At 66.7% G+C, this 18,251-nt stretch carries 15 protein-coding genes; 13 read left to right on the forward strand and 2 right to left on the reverse strand.

Annotated elements, in window-relative coordinates:
- Positions 1-5: 5 nt before the first annotated feature.
- Positions 6-1,004, reverse strand: coding sequence for a methyltransferase (locus DFW101_RS07285; protein WP_009180867.1), 999 nt, complete (start codon positions 1,002-1,004; stop codon positions 6-8).
- A gap of 219 nt (positions 1,005-1,223) precedes the next feature.
- Here DFW101_RS07285 and DFW101_RS07290 point away from each other — a divergent pair, with 219 nt between their 5' ends.
- The 13 genes from DFW101_RS07290 to acs all read left to right on the forward strand — a co-directional run bounded on the left by DFW101_RS07290 (position 1,224) and on the right by acs (position 17,341).
- The gene (locus tag DFW101_RS07290; protein WP_009180868.1) at positions 1,224-1,964 is read left to right on the forward strand and encodes a hypothetical protein; all 741 of its coding nucleotides are present in this window, start codon (positions 1,224-1,226) and stop codon (positions 1,962-1,964) included.
- Positions 1,965-2,192: 228 nt separating this feature from the next.
- Positions 2,193-3,893: a sigma-54 interaction domain-containing protein gene (locus DFW101_RS07295; protein WP_009180869.1), complete on the forward strand. Its 1,701-nt coding sequence runs from the start codon at positions 2,193-2,195 to the stop codon at positions 3,891-3,893.
- Positions 3,894-4,323: 430 nt separating this feature from the next.
- Positions 4,324-5,649 (forward strand): 4-aminobutyrate--2-oxoglutarate transaminase, encoded by a 1,326-nt coding sequence (gabT, locus tag DFW101_RS07300; RefSeq protein WP_009180870.1) that lies wholly within the window; start codon positions 4,324-4,326, stop codon positions 5,647-5,649.
- A 42-nt stretch (positions 5,650-5,691) separates the two neighbouring features.
- Positions 5,692-6,948: an ABC transporter substrate-binding protein gene (locus DFW101_RS07305; RefSeq protein WP_009180871.1), complete on the forward strand. Its 1,257-nt coding sequence runs from the start codon at positions 5,692-5,694 to the stop codon at positions 6,946-6,948.
- A 65-nt stretch (positions 6,949-7,013) separates the two neighbouring features.
- A complete protein-coding gene (locus tag DFW101_RS07310) occupies positions 7,014-7,898 on the forward strand; it encodes a branched-chain amino acid ABC transporter permease (protein WP_009180872.1) in 885 nt (294 codons plus the stop codon).
- A 10-nt stretch (positions 7,899-7,908) separates the two neighbouring features.
- Positions 7,909-8,949, forward strand: a complete 1,041-nt coding sequence (locus DFW101_RS07315) for a branched-chain amino acid ABC transporter permease (protein WP_009180873.1) — start codon at positions 7,909-7,911, stop codon at positions 8,947-8,949.
- On the forward strand, positions 8,946-9,674 hold the full coding sequence (locus tag DFW101_RS07320) for an ABC transporter ATP-binding protein (RefSeq protein ID WP_009180874.1): 729 nt from the start codon (positions 8,946-8,948) through the stop codon (positions 9,672-9,674). Before DFW101_RS07315 ends, DFW101_RS07320 begins: the two co-directional genes overlap by 4 nt.
- Positions 9,661-10,371, forward strand: coding sequence for an ABC transporter ATP-binding protein (locus DFW101_RS07325; RefSeq protein ID WP_009180875.1), 711 nt, complete (start codon positions 9,661-9,663; stop codon positions 10,369-10,371). Before DFW101_RS07320 ends, DFW101_RS07325 begins: the two co-directional genes overlap by 14 nt.
- 69 nt (positions 10,372-10,440) lie before the next feature.
- A complete protein-coding gene (locus DFW101_RS07330; protein WP_009180876.1) occupies positions 10,441-12,219 on the forward strand; it encodes an aldehyde ferredoxin oxidoreductase family protein in 1,779 nt (592 codons plus the stop codon).
- Positions 12,220-12,262: 43 nt separating this feature from the next.
- Positions 12,263-12,919 (forward strand): CBS and ACT domain-containing protein, encoded by a 657-nt coding sequence (locus tag DFW101_RS07335; RefSeq protein ID WP_009180877.1) that lies wholly within the window; start codon positions 12,263-12,265, stop codon positions 12,917-12,919.
- A gap of 161 nt (positions 12,920-13,080) precedes the next feature.
- Positions 13,081-14,247 (forward strand): SGNH/GDSL hydrolase family protein, encoded by a 1,167-nt coding sequence (locus tag DFW101_RS07340; RefSeq protein WP_009180878.1) that lies wholly within the window; start codon positions 13,081-13,083, stop codon positions 14,245-14,247.
- Between the two features lie 27 nt (positions 14,248-14,274).
- Positions 14,275-15,135 (forward strand): NAD(P)-dependent oxidoreductase, encoded by an 861-nt coding sequence (locus tag DFW101_RS07345; RefSeq protein ID WP_009180879.1) that lies wholly within the window; start codon positions 14,275-14,277, stop codon positions 15,133-15,135.
- A gap of 223 nt (positions 15,136-15,358) precedes the next feature.
- Positions 15,359-17,341 carry an acetate--CoA ligase gene (gene acs, locus DFW101_RS07350; RefSeq protein WP_009180880.1) on the forward strand — a complete coding sequence of 661 codons (1,983 nt, stop codon included), beginning with the start codon at positions 15,359-15,361 and terminating at the stop codon, positions 17,339-17,341.
- Between the two features lie 222 nt (positions 17,342-17,563).
- Here the strand turns inward: acs and DFW101_RS07355 are convergent, their stop codons facing one another.
- Positions 17,564-17,968 (reverse strand): Ros/MucR family transcriptional regulator, encoded by a 405-nt coding sequence (locus tag DFW101_RS07355; RefSeq protein ID WP_009180881.1) that lies wholly within the window; start codon positions 17,966-17,968, stop codon positions 17,564-17,566.
- Between the last annotated feature and the right edge of the window lie 283 nt (positions 17,969-18,251).

The following is an 18,251-nucleotide window of genomic DNA, read 5'->3' on the forward strand; positions in this document are numbered from 1 at the left end:
GCCCGTCAGCCCACCGTGCCGCACAGCACCCGCGACCCGTTTGGCCCGGTGAAGTCCAGGCGCCGGATATCCCGCAGGCCCGCCGCTTCCATCATCTCCCGGATCTGCCCTTCCGGGTAGGACTGGCCGTGGTCCGTGCCGAGCAGCATGTTGAGGGAGAAAAGCGCGGCGAATTCCGGCCCGGCCGCGTCGTCGTCGAGCATGAACTCGTGGACGAAAAGAAGCCCGCCCGGCGAAAGGGCCCCCGCCGCCTTGCCAAGGATGGTCCGGCAGCCGGCCGGGTCCTCGGCGTGGAGGATCTGGGACAGCCAGGCCACGTCGTGCCCGCCCGGCACCGGGTCCTTGAGATAGTCGCCGGCCACGAATTCCACGCGGTCGGCCACGCCGAAACGTTCGCTCACCGAGGCCGCGAACTCCCGGGACCCGGCCAGGTCGAAGACCGTGGCCGTCATCTCCGGATGGGCCAGGCAGAAGTGGACGGCGTAGGTGCCGGGCCCGCCGCCGAGGTCCAGAAGCCGCCGGCGGCCGGACAGGTCGAGGGATTGGGCCAGCCTTGGCGCGATGGACAGGGCGATGTTATACATGCCCATGAGGAAATCCTCGCGGTCTCCCGGGTCCGCGTCCCCACCCATGTGTTCGCGCAGGGACCGGCCGGACCGGATGGCTTCCGGCAGCCGGGTCCAGACGGGCATGAGCCGGTGGTGGTGGCGGACGGCGTAGCCGATGTAGCGCGGGGAGCGGGCATCGAGAAACTCCCGGGCCTCTCCGGCGAGGGCGTAACCCTCGCCCGAACGCGCGAGAAGCTCCATGGCGGCCAGGGCCCTAAGGAGCATGCCGAGGGCCCGGGCGTCGCAGCCCAGGCGAACGGCCAGTTCCCCGGCCGTCAGGGGCCCGTCGCCCAGGGGCGTGAACACATCGAGCACGACACCCGCGTGCAGGGCGCAGGTCTTCCAATAGCCGCCGGCGATTTCAAGCAGTGCGGCGGGCGTGGCCTGGCTCGTCATGGCAAACCTCGCGTTTTGGGGTTCTTTTTGGGGGCTGGCCGCCGGAAAGACGGCCCCGGTATTCCATGGGACCCTGGCTTCCCTCCCTATGCCAACACGGCCTGCCCGGCAACACGCCGGGCCGTTGCAGCGGTCTTTGGCAGCGTTCCATGCTTGACGCCGCAAGGCCAAATGCTGCAAGAATAGAGGAGAGCTCTTCATTCGACCAGGAGGACCACCATGGCCACCACACGTTTTGGAATGCTTGCGCAGAGAATTTTTATCGGTTCGCTTCTCGTTTTGGCCGTGACCGGCTGTGCCCGCCGCCAGCCGGCGCCGGAGGCCTACGCGACGCCCGCGCCCGACGTGGCCCGGGCCTCGGCCCGGGGCTACGCGACACAGCCGGCCGAGGCCCAGCGCTTCGTGGTCACCGAGACCCAGCAGCGGTTTTACGTGGACAGCCTGGGCCGGATGCACCACATCGTGCGCGAAGTGACCCAGCCCGTGGGCGGCGGCACGGTCTACTACCTTGAAAACGACACCCGTCCCTATTTCATGGACGCCAGCCAGCGCCTCTACTACCGCGACCCGGCCGGCGGCGCCTATTACATCGAGGACGTGATGCCCATCCAGCCGTCCGGCCCGGTGGTGGTCTATCCGCAGGCCTACCCGCAGGCGGCCTATCCCCAGGCCTACCCCCAAGGGTATGCCCCGCCGTATCCGCAGGCCTATCCCCAGGCCGCCGCGACCGGCGTCGATCCGCGCAGCGGCCCCGGCCTCTACTACACCCAGCCCGGTTCCCGGGAAGCCGTGCCGGCGGGCGCCTATCCCATGTCCCTATCGCCGGCGTCCCCGAGCCAATCCTGCGCCAGCCAGTACCAGCAGTGCCGGGCCGCCTGCGAGGGCATTTCCCGCAGCCAGGCCCACACCAAGCCCCAGTGCCTCAATAATTGCGAAGTCATCCGGAACAACTGCCACTGATGCGTGACGGGGGTCCGGCCGGCTCCAGGGCCGCCCGGGCCCCCGTCGCCTTCCAGGCCAACGCCTCCATCCCGGTTCCCGCCCTTTGCGCCCGCTTTTCCGGCAAGCCGCCTTCCAGGTCCGGCAAGCGCCGCTTTTCCCGTTGCCCCGGGCCTTTGATCCATGCCATTTTCGGGCTGCGGCCCGGTGCCCCGGGCCGCCCACCCTCTCGCGACGGAGCCTGGCCCCATGGCAGCCCCTTTTACCGATGCCGACATCCTGCGGTCGCTCTCCGGACCGCTTGTGGCCGTGGACGCCGACGGCCGGGTAGCCACGTCCAATCCGGCGGCCCTGGCCCTGTTCGGCCCGGAGGCGGCCGGCCCCGGCGCGGCCCTGCCGCTGGCCCGGCCGGACCTGTGGCAGCCGGTGGCCCGGTGCCTGGCCGAAGCGGCCCCGGCCGGGGCCCGCATCGAGACCGCCGCCGGCCCCCTTGGCCTTTGCGTCCTGCCCATCGTGCGCGACGGCCGCACGGTCGGCGCGACCCTGGTGGCCGACGCCCCGGTCCCGGGCCAGACGCCGGCCCTCGACAGCCGCCTGCGCTCCATCCTCGATTCCGTGTCCGACGGCATCTGGATCTGCGATGGCGACGGCACGATCCTGGAGATCAACGCCGCCTCCCAGCGCCTCAATTCCATCCGGGCCGCGGACTATGTCGGGAAAAACGTCCAGTGCATCGTGGCCGAACGCATGGTCGACCGGTCGGCCACCCTGGATGTCATCGCCACCGGCCGGCAGGCCAGCATGATCCAGCACATCACCCGCACCGGCAAGCAGCTCCTGGTCACGGGCACGCCGGTCCTCGACGCGGCCGGGGCCGTCGCCCTGGTGGTGGTCAACGAGCGGGACGTGACGGAACTCCTAAACCTGCGCCAGAGTCTGCAAAACGCCCGGACCGTGGAGGAGCGCTACAAGAGCGAGCTGGCCGAACTGTCCCTTTTCGAGCTGTCCCAGAAGGACATCGTGGCCCAGAGCCCGCAGATGCAGCGGACGCTGCGCACGCTTTTAAAGCTGGCCCAGATGGACGCCACCCGGATCCTGCTCCTTGGCGAGTCCGGCACGGGCAAGGGCCTGCTCGCCAAGTTCCTGCATCAGGTCAGCCCCCGGGCCGAGAAGCCGTTTATTCAGATCAACTGCCCGGCCGTGCCGGAAAACCTGTTCGAGGCCGAACTGTTCGGCTACGAACGGGGAGCCTTCACCGGGGCCAGGGAAGGCGGCAAGGCGGGGCTCATCGAGCTGGCCAAGGGGGGGACGCTGTTCCTCGACGAGGTGGGCGACATCCCCCTGTCCGCCCAGGCCAAGCTGCTCAAATACCTGGACGACCACGAACTGCGCCGGCTTGGCGGCGGCGAGTCGCGCATCGTCGAATGCCGGGTGGTGGCGGCCACCAACTGCGACATGGAGGGGCTGGTCGAGCGGCGGCAGTTCCGCAAGGACCTCTATTACCGGTTGAACACCTTCATCGTGCGCATCGCCCCCCTGCGGGAGCGCCGCGACGACATCTTCGGCCTGGCCGAATTCTACCTCTCCCAGCAAAACGCCCGCCACGGCAAGGCCAAACGGCTTTCGCCCCGGGCCATGCGTCTCCTTGAGGCCTACGATTTTCCGGGCAACGTGCGCGAACTGGTCAACCTGATCCAGAAGGCCTTTGTCATGAGCGACGACGACGACCTGACCGAGGCCCTGGACGAGGCGCTTTCCGGCGACGGCGGGCCGGACACGGCCCGGCCGGGTCCGCGCCGGCTGGTCGAGTCCACGGACCAGGCCAGCCTGCGCCGGCTGCGCGAGGCCATGGCCGCCTGCCGCACCACCCGGCAGATGGCGGCCTACCTCGGCATCAGCCAGGCGACGGTGGTGCGCAAGCTCAAGCGGTATGCGCTCCACCGCGATTGATTCAGGAATGAATCAGACTGGACGGCCGTAGCCGTCGCCACCGGCCGTTCGCGCCGGTTCGCCCGAACGGGCTTACGCGACAACCATATCAAATATTTCATTCTTTGTGCAGACACTTTCTGGTGTCCGTGTCTTGTCCCCGGTCCGGGACCGGACCGGGGGCCCGGCTTGGGCTAGCGCGAAAACCTGATTTAAAAATGAATCAGATCAAAGGCATTGATTATATGGAATATTTACAAAATTGCCGATTCATTGCCGAATCGACAACACAGGCCGTCATCCGGAGTCATTCTTATAACGGCACAAAATATCAGAGCTATTTTACAAAAACAATCCTGGCCTGCTTCTTGCTCAAATCCATTTTTACCGTTCCCGTTCATTATGGTATGAGGCGCTCTCGCCCCCCAATCGACAACCCCGAGGATGATCCGTGAACACCACCGAAAAGGCGCAAGAACTGCAAGCCCTGCGCGACCGTTATGTCCCCAAGGGACATCCCAACGCCACGCCCTTTTTCGTCGAATCCGCCAAGGGCGCTTTGCTTCGCGACGTCACCGGCCGCGAGTTCATCGATTTCGTCGGCGGCATCGGCGTCCTGAACGTCGGCCACTGCAATCCCAAGGTCGTGGCCGCGGTCAAGGACCAGGCCGGCCGCTACCTCCACACCTGCTCCATGGTCACCCTGTACGAGCCCTACCTCCAGCTGGCCAAGCGGGTCAGCGAGGCCGCGCCGGGCGATTTCGAGAAAAAGGCCCTCTTCGTCAACAGCGGCTCCGAAGCCGTGGAAAACGCCGTCAAGATCGCCCGCTGCCACACCGGCCGGGCCGGCGTCGTGGCCATGAAAAACGCCTTCCACGGCCGCACGCTTTTGACCATGTCCATGACCAGCAAGGTCAAGCCCTACAAGTTCGGCTTCGGCCCCATGGCCTCGGAAGTCTACCAGTTCCCCTACTATCCCTACTGCTACCGCTGCCCCCTTGGCCTCACCTATCCCAAGTGCGGCGCGGCCTGCGCCGAGAAGTTGCGGGAATTTTTCATCGGCACGGCCGCGGCCGAGCAGATCGCCTGCATCGTGGCCGAGCCGGTCCAGGGCGAAGGCGGCTTCGTGGTCCCGCCGGTGGAATTTTTCACCAGGCTGCGCGCCCTCTGCGACGAGTTCGGCATCGTTTTCGTGGCCGACGAGATCCAGTCCGGCTTCGGCCGCACGGCCAAGATGTTCGCCATGGAGCATTACGGCGTCGCCCCGGACCTCATGACCGTGGCCAAGAGCATGGGCGGCGGCCTGCCGCTGGCCGGCGTGGTCGGCAAGGCCGAGATCATGGATTCCGTGGCCCCGGGCGGCATCGGCGGCACCTACGGCGGCAACCCGCTCGCCTGCCGGGCCGGGCTGGCCGTCTTTGACGCCTTTGACCAGGACAACCTGCTGGTCAAGGCCGAGCGGCTGGGCAACGCCGTCAAGCGCCGCTTTGCCGCCTTCAAGAAAACCTACGCGCTCGTCGGCGACGAGCGGGGCCTCGGCGCCATGCGGGCCATCGAATTCGTCTCCGACCGGGCCGAGAAGACCCCCTGCCCGGAAGCCGCCAAGGGCGTGGCCAAATACTGCCAGGACAACGGCCTGCTCGTCCTGTCCTGCGGCAACTTCGGCAACTGCATCCGCGTCCTCATGCCGCTGGTCATTACGGCGGACCAGCTGAAACGCGGCCTGGACATCATGGAAGACGGCATTCGCGAGGTGACCAAGAACCTCGGCAAATAGGCAAGGCCCGACAGGCACCAACCGTCAACAAAGGGGTATGGCATGAAAACGGGGTACAAGGGATTGCTGCTGGCCGGCTTCGTCGGCGCGGCCGTCTGGACTTTCGGGGCCGTCCTGGCCGTCTCGCCGGCCGTGGCCGCGGACAAGACGATCAAGATCGGCAACGTCGAGCCGCTGTCCGGCCCGTCGGCCTCGGTCGGCGTCCAGGGCAAGCAGGCCCGGGAAATGGCCGTGGAAGAGATCAACGCCGCCGGCGGCATCAAATCGCTTGGCGGCGCCAAGCTCGAACTGGTCTACGCCGACAGCAAGTCCGACCCGACCGTCGGCGTCACCGAGACCGAACGGTTGATCAACACCGAAAAGGTCAACCTCATGACCGGCTGTTGGAACTCGGCCGTCACCTACCCGGCGACCCAGGTGGCCGAGCGCTACGGCATCCCCTTTGTGGTGCCTGTGGCCGTGCGCGACACCATCACCGAGCGCGGCTTCAAAAACGTCTTTCGCATCGCGGCCAAGGACTCCTGGTGGGTCCGCGACCAGTTCCGGTTCCTGAAAGACATGCAGGAAGAGACCGGGGTCAAGCTCAAAACCATCGCCTTTGTCTTCGAAAACGGCGACTGGGGCACGGGCTTTGCCGAGAAGTGGCGCGAGCTGGCCAAAAAGGACGGCTACCAGATCGTCCTGGACGAGCCCTACCCGAGCACGGCCACGGACCTCACCCCGGTCGTGACCAAGCTCAAGTCCGCCAACCCGGACATCGTCCTCTTGGTCTCGAACGCCGCCGACGCCATCCTTTTGACCAACAACATGACCGAGATGCAGGTGAGGCCCAAGGTCGTCCTGGCCAGCGGCGGCGGCCATGCCGATCCCAAGTTCCTGGAAAACACCGGCACCAACGCCCTTGGCCTCTTTGACGAAGTCGAGTGGAACACCGACGTCAACAAGCCCGGCGCCAAGGAAACCAACGCCAAGTTCAAGAAAAAGTACGGCTACGACCTGACCGGCGAGTCGGTCGACGCCTACGCCGCCGTCTACGTCATCGCCGACGCCCTGGAGCGGGCCGCCTCCACCGATCCGGCCAAGATCCGCGACGCCCTGGCCACCACCAACCTGACCACCGGACCGGGCATGATCGTCTCCTACGACGGCGTGCAGTTCGACGAAACCGGCCAGAACAAGAACGCCGGCATCGTCATCGTCCAGGTGGCGGACGTGAACGGCCAGCCCGAGCGCGTCACCGTGTGGCCCAAGTCCGCCCGCCGCGCCGGCTACACCCCCGTCTTCCCGGCCAACAAATAGCGAACGTTCCCCAAACGCCCCGGACCGCCCCTGGCGGTCCGGGACCAAACGTCCGGAGAGGCCTCATGACCGCGGTGATTCAGGCGACGCTTGGCGGCATCATGATGGGAGCCATGTACGGGCTGACGGCCCTCGGACTCACCCTGATCTTCGGGGTGATGAAGGTCGTCAACTTCGCCCACGGTTCCCTGCTCATGGTCGGCATGTTCAGCGCCTACTGGTTGATCAAGCTCACGGGCATCCACCCGTATCTGGCCCTTGTCATCGTTCCCCCCGTCCTTTTCGTCTTCGGCTACTACCTGCAGGACGTGGTCATCAAACCCGTGTTCAAGGCCGAGCGGCAGGTCCGCGAGCCGCTCACCGTCATCATCGTCACCACCGGCGTCTGGTACGTGCTCGACAACCTGGCGCTGATGCTTTTCGGCGCCGAGTACCGCACCGTGCGCACCGCCATTTCCAACAAATCCTTCGCCCTCGGACAGTACATCATTTCCGTACCCAAATTTTCCGGCTTCGTGGTGGCCGTGCTGACAGCCGTCGGCCTGGCCCTTTTCATGCGAAAGACCAAGATCGGCATGGCCCTTCGGGCCACGAGCCTCGACCGCGAGGCCGCCAATCTCATGGGCATCGACCAGTACAAGGTCTACAACATCGCCTTCGGCCTCGGCACGGCCATCGCCGGCATCGCCGGCTGCGTGCTCATTCCCTTCTACTACGTCTACCCGTCGTTCGGCGTGGTCTTCGACATCCGGGCCTTCATCATCGTGGTCCTGGGCGGCCTCGGCAGCATCCCCGGGGCCCTCCTCGGAGGACTCGTCATCGGGGTCATCGAGTCCGTCTTCTCGCAGTTCATGGCCTCGACCTGGACCGAAGCCATCATCTACGCCATTTTCCTGGTCATTCTTTTCGTCAAACCTTCGGGCTTTTTCGGCCACAAACAGGACTGGTAGGAGGCGCATCGTGAGCCGAAAACAACTCGACCGGACACTGCTCGTCTTGGCGGGGCTGGCGGCCTTTGCCCTGCCCCTGGTGGTCAAAAGCCCAACCTATCTCCAAATCCTCATCCTGCTCTTTTTTTACGCCTACCTGACCACGGCCTGGAATCTGGTCGGCGGCTTTGCCGGCGTCCTGCCGCTCGGCCATTCGCTTTTCGTCGGCATCGGCGCCTACACCTCGACCATCCTGACCCTCCAGTACGGCATCTCGCCCTGGATCGGCATGCTGGCCGGGGGCCTGCTCGCCGCGCTTTTCGGCGTCATCATCGGCCTGCCCACCTTCCGGATGCGCGGGGCCTATTTTTGCCTGTGCACCATCGCCTTTGCCGAAGGCATCCGGGTCATGGTCGAAAACATCGACAATCTCGGGCCCCTGCACATAAACGGCCCCCGGGGACTGCTCATACCGCTCAAGGACGCCTCCTTCTGGAACTACCAGTTCATGTCCAAGGAGCCCTACTATTACATCATCCTGACGCTCCTCGTCCTGGTCCTGGCCCTTACCTGGTGCATCTCCCGCTCCAAGATCGGCTACTACCTGGCCGCCGGCGGCGAGGAGCCCGAGGCGGCCGCCGCCCTCGGCATCAACGTGGCCAACTGCAAGCTTCTCTCCATGGCCCTGTCCTGCTTCCTGACGGCCCTGGCCGGCACGTTCTACGCCCAGCTCATGCTCTACTTCTATCCCAAGGGACTGATGGGCCTCGACCTGTCCTTCGAGATCGCGTTTATCGCGCTGATCGGCGGACGCGGCACCATTGCCGGCCCGGTCATCGGGGCCCTGGTCCTGCGGCCGGTCAACGAGTTCACCCGCATCTACTTAAGCGACATGCTGCCGGGCCTGCACCTGGTCATCTTCGGGCTGATCCTGATCCTGGTCATGCTCTACAAGCCCCAGGGCCTGACCGCGCCGCTCGCCGCCGTCTACGACCGCCTGGCCCGCAAGATCACCCGGGAGCCCGAGGCCGCGGGAGTCGCCACGGAAGCCGTCAAGGGAGCCGCGCAATGAGCAATATCCTTGAAATAACCGGCCTGACCAAGCACTTCGGAGGCCTGACCGCCGTCAGCGCCCTGGACCTCCATATCGCCCAGGGGGAGATCCTGGCCCTGATCGGCCCAAACGGCGCGGGCAAGTCCACGGTCTTCAACCTCGTGGCCGGCGTCTACGCCCCGTCCGAAGGCGTGATCCACTTCAAGGGCAAGGCGATCCACGGCCAAAAGCCCTGGGATCTCTGCCGGCTGGGGCTGGCCCGCACCTTCCAGATCGTCAAGCCCTTTGCCGGGAAGACCGTGCTCTACAACATCATGGTCGGAGCCTTTCTCCACACCAACTCCACGGCCAAGGCCCGGGAGAAGGCCGAGGAGGTCATGGCCACCCTGGCCCTCGACCACCTGCGCGACCGCCTGGCCGGCAACCTGACCATCGCCGACCGAAAGCGCCTGGAGATCGGCAAGGCCCTGGCCACCGACCCGGAACTCTTGCTCCTCGACGAAGTCATGGCCGGCCTGCGCCCGACCGAGGTCGACGACATGATCGGCATCATCAAGGGCCTTCGCGACCGGGGGGTCACGGTCTTCGTCATCGAACACATCATGCGGGCCGTCATGGCCCTGTCCGACCGGGTGGCGGTCATCCACTTCGGCCAGAAGATCGCCGAGGGCACGCCCGAGGACGTGACCCATGACGAGAACGTCATCAAGGCCTATCTGGGAGGGGACTATGACGCTGCTTAGCGTGGAGCATATCGACGTGGCCTACGGCGACGTCCAGGTCATAAACGACCTGTCCCTGACCGTGGAGGAAGGGGAGGTCGTCAGCATCATCGGCGGCAACGGCGCCGGCAAATCGAGCCTTTTAAAAGCCATTTCCGGCCTTTTGCCCCCGACCTCGGGCGTCATCCGGTTCCGGGGCGAGCCCATCCAGGCCCTGCCGCCGGAGCGGATCGTGGAGCGGGGCATCGTGCACGTGCCCGAGGGGCGGCGGCTTTTCTCGCTCATGACCGTGGCCGAGAACCTGGAGATCGGGGCCTACACCCCCCGGGCCCACAAGGTGCGGGCCAAGACCCTGCGCCAGGTCTACGAACTTCTGCCGCGGCTCCTCGAACGCCAGGCCCAGACGGCCATGACCCTTTCCGGCGGCGAGCAGCAGATGGTGGCCATCGGCCGGGGCCTCATGGCCCTGCCGGGGCTCCTCATGCTCGACGAGCCGTCGCTTGGCCTGGCCCCGATCCTGGTCAAGTCCATCTTCGACACCCTGCGGAAAATCGCGGACACCGGCACCACGGTCCTGCTCGTCGAGCAGGACGTCAACCATTCCCTCAAACTCTCGGACCGTGGCTACGTGCTGGAACACGGCCGGGTGGCCCTTTCCGGCCAGGCCGGGCAACTGCTCGAAAATCCCCACATCAAATCGGCCTATCTCGGCATCTAAACAGTCCAGGGGTCCGGGGGGCTGGAAAATCCCCCCGGCCGCCGGAGGCATCTTCCTCAGGAACCAATCATGCACGGATTTTACGGACGCATCCTCTCCATCGACCTCGGCCGGCGCGAGGCCGTGATCGAACCGGTGGGCGACGCCCTCCTGGCCGCCTACCTCGGCGGCAAGGGCCTGGCCACCCGGCTGCTCCTTGACCGCAACCCGGCCGGCGTCGATCCGCTCGGCCCGGACAACCGGCTCATCTTCGCCACCGGGCCCCTTTGCGGCGGCGTCACCTGGGGAGCCAGCCGGTTCGGCGTCTTCACCAAGTCCCCCCAGACCGGCTTCTACGCCGAGTCCTATGCCGGCGGCCGCACCCCCCAGGCCGTGGACGCCGCCGGGTTCGACGCCATCGTCATCACCGGCGCGGCCAACACCCCGGTCGGCCTGACCATCCACCCCGACGGCTGCGACTTCCACGACGCCGCCCCGCTTTGGGGCAAGGACGTCTACGAGTCCGACGAAATGGCCAGAAGCGCCTTCACCCTGCCCCGGGCCGACGCCAGGCGGGTCGGGGCCGTGGTCATCGGCCCGGCCGGGGAAAACCTGTCGCGCCTAGCCATGATCGCCAACGAACGGTGGCGGTGCGCCGGCCGGGCCGGGGTCGGCGCGGTCATGGGCAGCAAGAGGCTCAAGGCCATCGTCTTCCAGGGCGACCGGCAGCGGGTGGCCGCCGATCCGGCCGGGCTCGCCGCCTACGCCGCCGCCTTTGCCAAGCGCGGGGTGGAGAACAAGGGCGTCAAGGCCTACAAGGCCATGGGCACCACCATGATGGTGGCCCTCATGAACACGGCCGGAGCCTTTCCGGCCAAGTACTGGAGTCAAGGCTCCTGCGACCACTGGAAAAAGATCTCCGGCGAGACCTTCCATGCGGAGCACGCGGTCAAGGCCCACGCCTGCGCCAAGTGCTTCATGTCCTGCGGCCGCATGGCCACCCTGTCCTCCGGCCGCCACCGGGGGCTGACCCTCGAGGGCCCGGAATACGAGACCATCTACGCCTTCGGCGGCCTGTGCATGATCGAGGACATGGCCGAGATCGTCTACCTAAACGACCTGTGCGACCGGCTCGGCCTCGACACCATCACCGCCGGCAACCTGTGCGCCTTCACGGTCGAGGCCGTAAAGCGCGGCCGGGTCGCCTATCCCATCGCCTACAACGATCCCGACGGCGCGGCCCGGCTCATCGAGGACATCGCCGCCGGCCGGGGCATCGGGGCGCTCCTTGGCCAGGGCATCAAGGCCGCGGCCAGGGCGTGGGACCTCGAGGACCTGGCCATCCACGTCAAGGGCATGGAGCCGCCGGGCTACGATCCCCGGGCCCTCAAGGGCATGGGCCTGGCCTACGCCACCTCGGACCGGGGGGCCTGCCACCTGCGCACCACGTTTTACAAGCCCGAGCTCTCCGGCATGATCGCGCCCGACGCCGTGGCGGGCAAGGCGGCCCTGCTGATCGACTTCGAGGACCGGCTGACCATCTTCGACACGCTCATTCTGTGCCGGTTTTTCCGCGACCTCTACACCTGGGAGGAACTGGCCGCCGTCGTCTCCCTGGCCACGGGCCTCGACGCCTCGCCCGGGGCCCTGCGCCGCCGGGCTTCGGCCATCACGGACATGACCCGGACGTTCAATCTGCGCGAAGGCCTGACCCTGGCCGACGACCGCCTGCCGGCCCGCCTCCACCGGGAGGCCCTGCCCGACGGCCGCGTCCTGCCGGAAGAGGACCTGGACGTGATGCTTAACGACTACTACCGGCTGCGCGACTGGTCGGCCGCCGGCGTCCCCAACCGGAACCCCGGGCCGTAGGCCGGGCCGCGCCCCTTCACCCTCATCCCAAGGAGCCCAGACCATGCTTGTCGGCGATTGGATGTCAACGGACGTCGCCACGGTGACCGAGGACGTCTCCATGATCAAGGCCGGCCGGATCATGCGCGAGAAAAAGATCCGCCGCCTGCCCGTGGTGGACAGGGACGGCCGGCTCGTGGGCATCGTCTCCGAGCGCGACCTCAAGGCCGCTTCCCCGTCCTCGGCCACGACCCTTGACATGTACGAGATGACCTACCTGCTGTCGGAGCTGAAGATCAAAGGCCTCATGACCAGAAACCCGGTCTCCATCCGCCGTTCGGACACGGTGGAGCGGGCGGCGCTGATCATGCGCGACCGCAAGTTCGGCAGCCTGCCCGTCATCGACGAGGCCGGGAAAGTGGTCGGCATCATCACGGACACCGACATCTTCCGCCTGTTCGTCTCCATCACCGGCATCGACCAGGGCGGCATCCAGATCGGCGTGCGGCTTGGCACCAACGAGGGAAGCCTCAAACCCGTGCTCGACGCCCTGCGCCACCACAAGGCCCGCATCATCAGCATCCTGTCGTCCTACGACCAGGCCGACCCGTCCCTGCGCGACGTGTCCATCCGCATCCAGGGCCTGCCCGAACTCCGGGAGCGCGAACTGCGGGCCGTGCTCGGCGATACGGCCGACATCCTCTATTGGACCCGCGACTGAGGCGTATCGGGCAGCGGGACGCGGCGGCCCCCTTGCGGCCCGCGTCCCGCTACGCCCGTCTCCTTCCCGCAAGGCCCGGCCGTTTCCCCGGCCCCGGCCGGGCCTTGCCGGCCCGCATCTCCATTTGACCGGAAACCCCGGCTTGGGTCATACCCTTGGCCATGATGCGCGCTTATGCCCCCCTGGCCCTGGCCCTGCTCCTGGCCCTCTTTCCATCCCTTCACGGCTGCACCCAGAATTCCGGCAACACGACCGACAATCCGCCCCGCAAGGCGGCCACGGCCGCAACCGAGGGCGAAGCCGAAGTCAAGCCGGTCCCGGAGAAGGAACCCCCGGCCGCCGCCCCGCCGGCCATGCCGCCCCTGGCCGCGCCGGAAGCCGTGGGTCCGGCCCGGCCCGCCGCACCCGAGGAGCAGACCAAGGCGACCCTGGACCCCAAACCCGTTCCGTCCGCCTCCCTGCCCCAGCCGCGCAGCGAACCGGCCGCTCCGGCCACGCCGGCGCACCCGTCGCCTGAACCCATGTCCGGCCCGGCGGCCGCCCCGGCGGCATCCCCCGGTTCCGGCCCCTCACCGAAACCGGCCGCAGCGCCGGCGGCGAAACCGTCGTCCGAACCGACCGCATCCGAACCGGCCCAGGCCTTTCCCGGCCAAGCTGTCCAGGACAAGGCCGTTTCCGGCAAGGTCGCCGAGACCAAGGCTCCGGGGGGAGACATCGCCGTGGTCGGCGACTCGCTCGCCGTCGGCATCGGCATGACCATGGCCGAGCGCATGGACCAGTACGGGGGCGTGGGCTGCCATCCCCTGGCCAAGGTGTCCACCGGCCTTATTTCCAAGAAGTTTTTCGACTGGGAGAAGCGGCTGGCCGAGCTTGTGGCCAGGGAGAAGCTCGCGGCCGTGGTGGTGATGCTCGGCGGCAACGACGCCACCAACTCCATCGCCGGCAAGGCGGCGGGCACGCCCGAGTGGGACGCGGCCTATCGCCAAAAGGCCGAGCGGTTCCTTCGCATCGCCGAAGCCGCCCATGTCAGGGTCCTGTGGGTGGGGCTGCCGGCCATGCGCGACCCGGCCTACAACCGGCAGGTCATGGCCGTGAACGCCGCGGCCCAGGCCGCCTGCGCCGCAGTCCCGGGCTGCGCCTACATGGAGGCTTCGGATCTCTTTACCGACGGCTCGGGCAACTACGTCCAGGCCAAGGACATCGGTGGCAAGACCGTCACCCTGCGCGGCAAGGACGGGGTGCATATGACCATGACCGGCTACGATCTCCTGTGCCGGCAGGTCCTTGACAAGCTATCCGCCACCGGGAGCCTGCCGCCCGCCAAATAGCCGAAACCCTGCTCCTGGAGGTGCGTCATGAGCGTTCGAATCGGATTTCTCGGGCTTGGCATCATGGGCACGGCCATGGCCCGCAACTGCCGCAAGGCCGGCCACGACGTCATGGTCTGGAACCGTTCGCCCAAAGCGGCCCAAGCCCTGGCCGGGGAAGGGGCCAGGGTCGCGGCCACGCCGGCCGAGGCCGCCGCTTTCGGCCAGGTGGTCGTGGTCATGCTGACCGGGCCCGAGGCCTGCGAAGCGGTCCTTTTCGGCCCGGACGGCGCGGCAGGAAGCCTTGGCCCGGGCCAGACCGTGGTCAACATGAGCACCATCCCTCCGGCCTTTGCCAGGGAGGCCGCCCAAAAGGTCCGGGCCACCGGCGCGGACTATGTGGACGCCCCGGTCTCGGGCTCCAAAAAGCCGGCCGAGGACGGCACGCTGGTCATCCTGGCCGGCGGGCGCGAGGCGACCATCGCCGCCGTGGAACCGGTCCTGCTCGCCATGGGCAAAAAGGTGGCCCGGTGCGGCGAGGCCGGCATGGGTTCGACCATGAAGATCACGGTCAACGTGCTTTTGGGCGCCATGGCCGAGGGCCTGGCCGAGACCGTGCTCCTTGGCGAATCGCTCGGCCTCGACCGCAAGGCGCTTTTGGACGTCATCATGGCCGGCCCCATGGCCAACGACCTCTTTCGCCTGAAAGACCCGATGTTCCGGGCCGACGACTACCCGCCCCAGTTCCCGGCCAAACACATGGCCAAGGACCTGCGCTTCGCCGCCGAGGCCGCGTCCCAGGCCGGGGCCAACGCCCCGACCCTGGCCGTCCTCAATACGCTCTACGCCAGGCTCCTCGACAGGGGCCTTGGCGAGGCGGATTTCGCGGCCGTCATCAAGGCCCTCTAGGCCCGCTTCGTTTCCAGGCCGGCCCCGCCACCACGGAGCCGGCCTCTTTATGGGCCAATCGGCGAACGGCGCCTATCCGTCGGTAAACGGCCTTTGCCATCGAAGCCGATCGGTTTATGGGATTTGGGCCGCCTTTTATCGAAAATTCCTGGCCGGGCCGGCCCGATATGCGGCATGGTCCGCCCGTGATCGACGCACAATCATCCCAACCCGGGGGGAGCTCATGACAGCTGACAACATCGAAAGCCTCATGCACGAACAGCGCCGCTACGAACCGCCGGCCACGGGCCGCGACACGGCCCACGTCAAAAGCCTCGACGCGTACCAGGCCATCTACAAGCGCTCCATCGAGGACCCGGACGGCTACTGGGCCGACCGGGCCACGGAGCTCCTCACCTGGTCCAAACCCTGGGACACGGTGCTCGAATACGATTTCGACAAGCCCGAGATCAAATGGTTCGCCGGCGGACAGCTCAACGCCGCCTACAACTGCCTGGACCGGCACCTGACCGACGGCCGGCGCAACAAGGCGGCGCTCATCTGGCAGGGCGAGGCGGACGGGGCCGTTCGCACCTACACCTACCAGATGCTCCACGACGAGGTCTGCCGGTTCGCCAATGTGCTCAAGAAGCTTGGCGTCAAAAAGGGCGACCGGGTCAGCCTCTATCTGCCCATGGTGCCGGAACTGGCCATCGCCATGCTGGCCTGCGCCCGCATCGGCGCGCCCCACAGCATCGTTTTCGCCGGCTTTTCCGCCAACAGCCTGCGCGACCGGGTCAACGACTGCGAATCGAAGATCCTCGTCTGCAGCGACGCGGTCATCCGCTCGGGCAAGACCATACCGCTCAAGCCCAATGCCGACCAGGCCCTCACCGAGTGCCCGTCGGTCGAGAAGTGCGTGGTGGTGCGCCACGCCGGCAACGAGGTGGCCATGCAGGCCGGCCGCGACCTCTGGTGGCACGACGTCATGTGCGACCACGGCGTGCAGGGCGCCTGCGAGCCCGAGCCCATGGATGCCGAGGACGTGCTTTTCATCCTCTACACCTCCGGTTCCACGGGCAAGCCCAAGGGCGTCTACCACACCACCGGCGGCTATCTGACCTACGCCGCCCACACCAGCCAGCTCGTCTTCGACCTCCACGACGACGACATCCACTGGTGCACGGCCGACATCGGCTGGATCACGGGCCATTCCTACATCGTCTACGGCCCGCTGGCCCTTGGCGCCACCTCGCTCATGTTCGAGAGCGTGCCGACCTACCCCGAGCCGGACCGGTTCTGGCAGATCTGCGAGAAGTTCAAGGTCAATATCTTCTACACCGCGCCGACGGTCATCCGGTCGCTCATGCGCTCGGGCCCGGCCTGGACCCAGAAGCACGACCTGTCGTCGCTGCGCATCCTCGGCTCGGTCGGCGAGCCCATCAACCCCGAGGCCTGGATGTGGTACCACGAGCATGTCGGCCACGGGAAACTGCCCATCGTCGACACCTGGTGGCAGACCGAGACCGGCGGGCTCATGATTTCGCCCCTGCCCTACGCCACGCCGCTCAAGCCCGGGTCGGCCTCCCTGCCGCTGCCCGGCATCGACGCCGCCATCGTGGACAACGAGAACAAGGAAGTCGGCCCCAACCAGGGCGGCTTCCTGGTCATCAAAAAGCCCTGGCCCGGCATGCTGCGCGGCATCTGGAACGCGCCGGAGCGGTTCAAGCAGCAGTATTTCACCGGCTTCAAGGGCGCCTACGAGTCCGGCGACGGGGCCCGGCGCGACGAGGAAGGCTATTTCTGGATCATGGGCCGGGTGGACGACGTGATCAACGTCTCCGGCCACCGCATGGGCACGGCCGAGATCGAATCCGCCCTGGTCTCCCATCCGACCGTGGCCGAGGCGGCGGTCGTCGGCATGCCGCATGACATCAAGGGCCAGAGCATCTACGCCTACGTGACGCTCAAGGCCGGCTACGAGGAGAGCGACGACCTCCTGAAAGCCCTCAAGATGCACGTGCGCAAGGAAATCGGCCCCATCGCGGCCCCGGAAGTCATCCAGTTCGCGCCCGGGCTGCCCAAGACCCGAAGCGGCAAGATCATGCGGCGCATCCTGCGCAAGATCGCCTCCAACGAGGTGGACAGCCTCGGCGACACCTCGACCCTGGCCGATCCGAGCGTGGTGACGGAACTGATCGACGGCAAGAAGAAGCTTTTCGCCTAGCCGACACGGACGTCACGCCCGAGCAGACAGGAAAGCCGGTCCGGAACGCGCGTTCCGGGCCGGCTTTTTGGCGGCCAAACCTCTTTCCCCCGGCCGGAGCGCGGCGCGCAAAAACGCGGACGCCCAAAAAGAAACCCCCTTGTGCAGTCGCAAAAGGGGGTTTGCCCTGGCCGCGGGCCGTATGCCGGCCCGGCCTTTTCAGGCAGGGAATCCCGGGAAAGGCTATTTCTTGATGCGTTTTTCCCAGAGCTTCATTTCTTTCATCTTCTTGCGGCGCTCGCGCTGCAGTTCCTTGCAGACCAGCGGCATATTCTTGGGGTATCCCCACTTCTCGCGGTAGGTGTCCGGCGTCAGCCCGAACTTGCTCAGGTGCTTTTTGGTGAGGATCTTGAAGGATTTCCCCGATTCCAGGCAGATGATGCTGCGTTCGCGCACCGCCTTCTTGGGGTCCACGGCCGGGGTCTGGACTTCCGCCTCGGGCGCGCCGGCCGCGGCGCCGGCCGCAACCAGGCCGCGAATGTCGTCCGACAGCCGCCGCACCATGGAAGTGATCTCCTCCTCGGTCATATTGCGGACACTGGCCTGCGCCTTGACGATCTCCAACGCTTCTTTCAAAAAGTCATCCATGGGTACTCCTTCCTTGCACAATACAAAAAAATAGCGGCAGCGCGCTATTGTCTTCGGTTGTTACAATAGGCCGTTGCCTGCGGCAAGCAAAAAATCCAGAAGAGAGCGGCCCCGCACGCCGCGTCCAAGCCTGAGCGTTGCCGCTCACGGACACTGCCGGCCCGGAAAGTGCCCGGTCACAAGGCGAGTGCGGCACAGGCCCACGGTTTCGCAGTCCGGCCCGGCCGGCGTTGGCCTCCGTCACGGTCCGGGCCGCAGGGCGCCTGCGGTCCTGCCGCCCTGG

It is taken from the genome of Solidesulfovibrio carbinoliphilus subsp. oakridgensis, from assembly GCF_000177215.2.
In the GTDB taxonomy this organism is placed as follows: Bacteria; Desulfobacterota; Desulfovibrionia; order Desulfovibrionales; family Desulfovibrionaceae; genus Solidesulfovibrio; species Solidesulfovibrio carbinoliphilus.

Bases quoted from the DNA above. Each gene is read 5' to 3' on its own strand.
- DFW101_RS07285 (WP_009180867.1), bottom strand. From the start codon at position 1,004: ATGACGAGCCAGGCCACGCCCGCCGCACTGCTTGAAATCGCCGGCGGC.
- DFW101_RS07290 (WP_009180868.1), top strand. From the start codon at position 1,224: ATGGCCACCACACGTTTTGGAATGCTTGCGCAGAGAATTTTTATCGGT.
- DFW101_RS07295 (WP_009180869.1), top strand. From the start codon at position 2,193: ATGGCAGCCCCTTTTACCGATGCCGACATCCTGCGGTCGCTCTCCGGA.
- DFW101_RS07305 (WP_009180871.1), top strand. From the start codon at position 5,692: ATGAAAACGGGGTACAAGGGATTGCTGCTGGCCGGCTTCGTCGGCGCG.
- DFW101_RS07310 (WP_009180872.1), top strand. From the start codon at position 7,014: ATGACCGCGGTGATTCAGGCGACGCTTGGCGGCATCATGATGGGAGCC.
- DFW101_RS07320 (WP_009180874.1), top strand. From the start codon at position 8,946: ATGAGCAATATCCTTGAAATAACCGGCCTGACCAAGCACTTCGGAGGC.
- DFW101_RS07325 (WP_009180875.1), top strand. From the start codon at position 9,661: ATGACGCTGCTTAGCGTGGAGCATATCGACGTGGCCTACGGCGACGTC.
- DFW101_RS07330 (WP_009180876.1), top strand. From the start codon at position 10,441: ATGCACGGATTTTACGGACGCATCCTCTCCATCGACCTCGGCCGGCGC.
- DFW101_RS07335 (WP_009180877.1), top strand. From the start codon at position 12,263: ATGCTTGTCGGCGATTGGATGTCAACGGACGTCGCCACGGTGACCGAG.
- DFW101_RS07340 (WP_009180878.1), top strand. From the start codon at position 13,081: ATGATGCGCGCTTATGCCCCCCTGGCCCTGGCCCTGCTCCTGGCCCTC.
- DFW101_RS07345 (WP_009180879.1), top strand. From the start codon at position 14,275: ATGAGCGTTCGAATCGGATTTCTCGGGCTTGGCATCATGGGCACGGCC.
- acs (WP_009180880.1), top strand. From the start codon at position 15,359: ATGACAGCTGACAACATCGAAAGCCTCATGCACGAACAGCGCCGCTAC.
- DFW101_RS07355 (WP_009180881.1), bottom strand. From the start codon at position 17,968: ATGGATGACTTTTTGAAAGAAGCGTTGGAGATCGTCAAGGCGCAGGCC.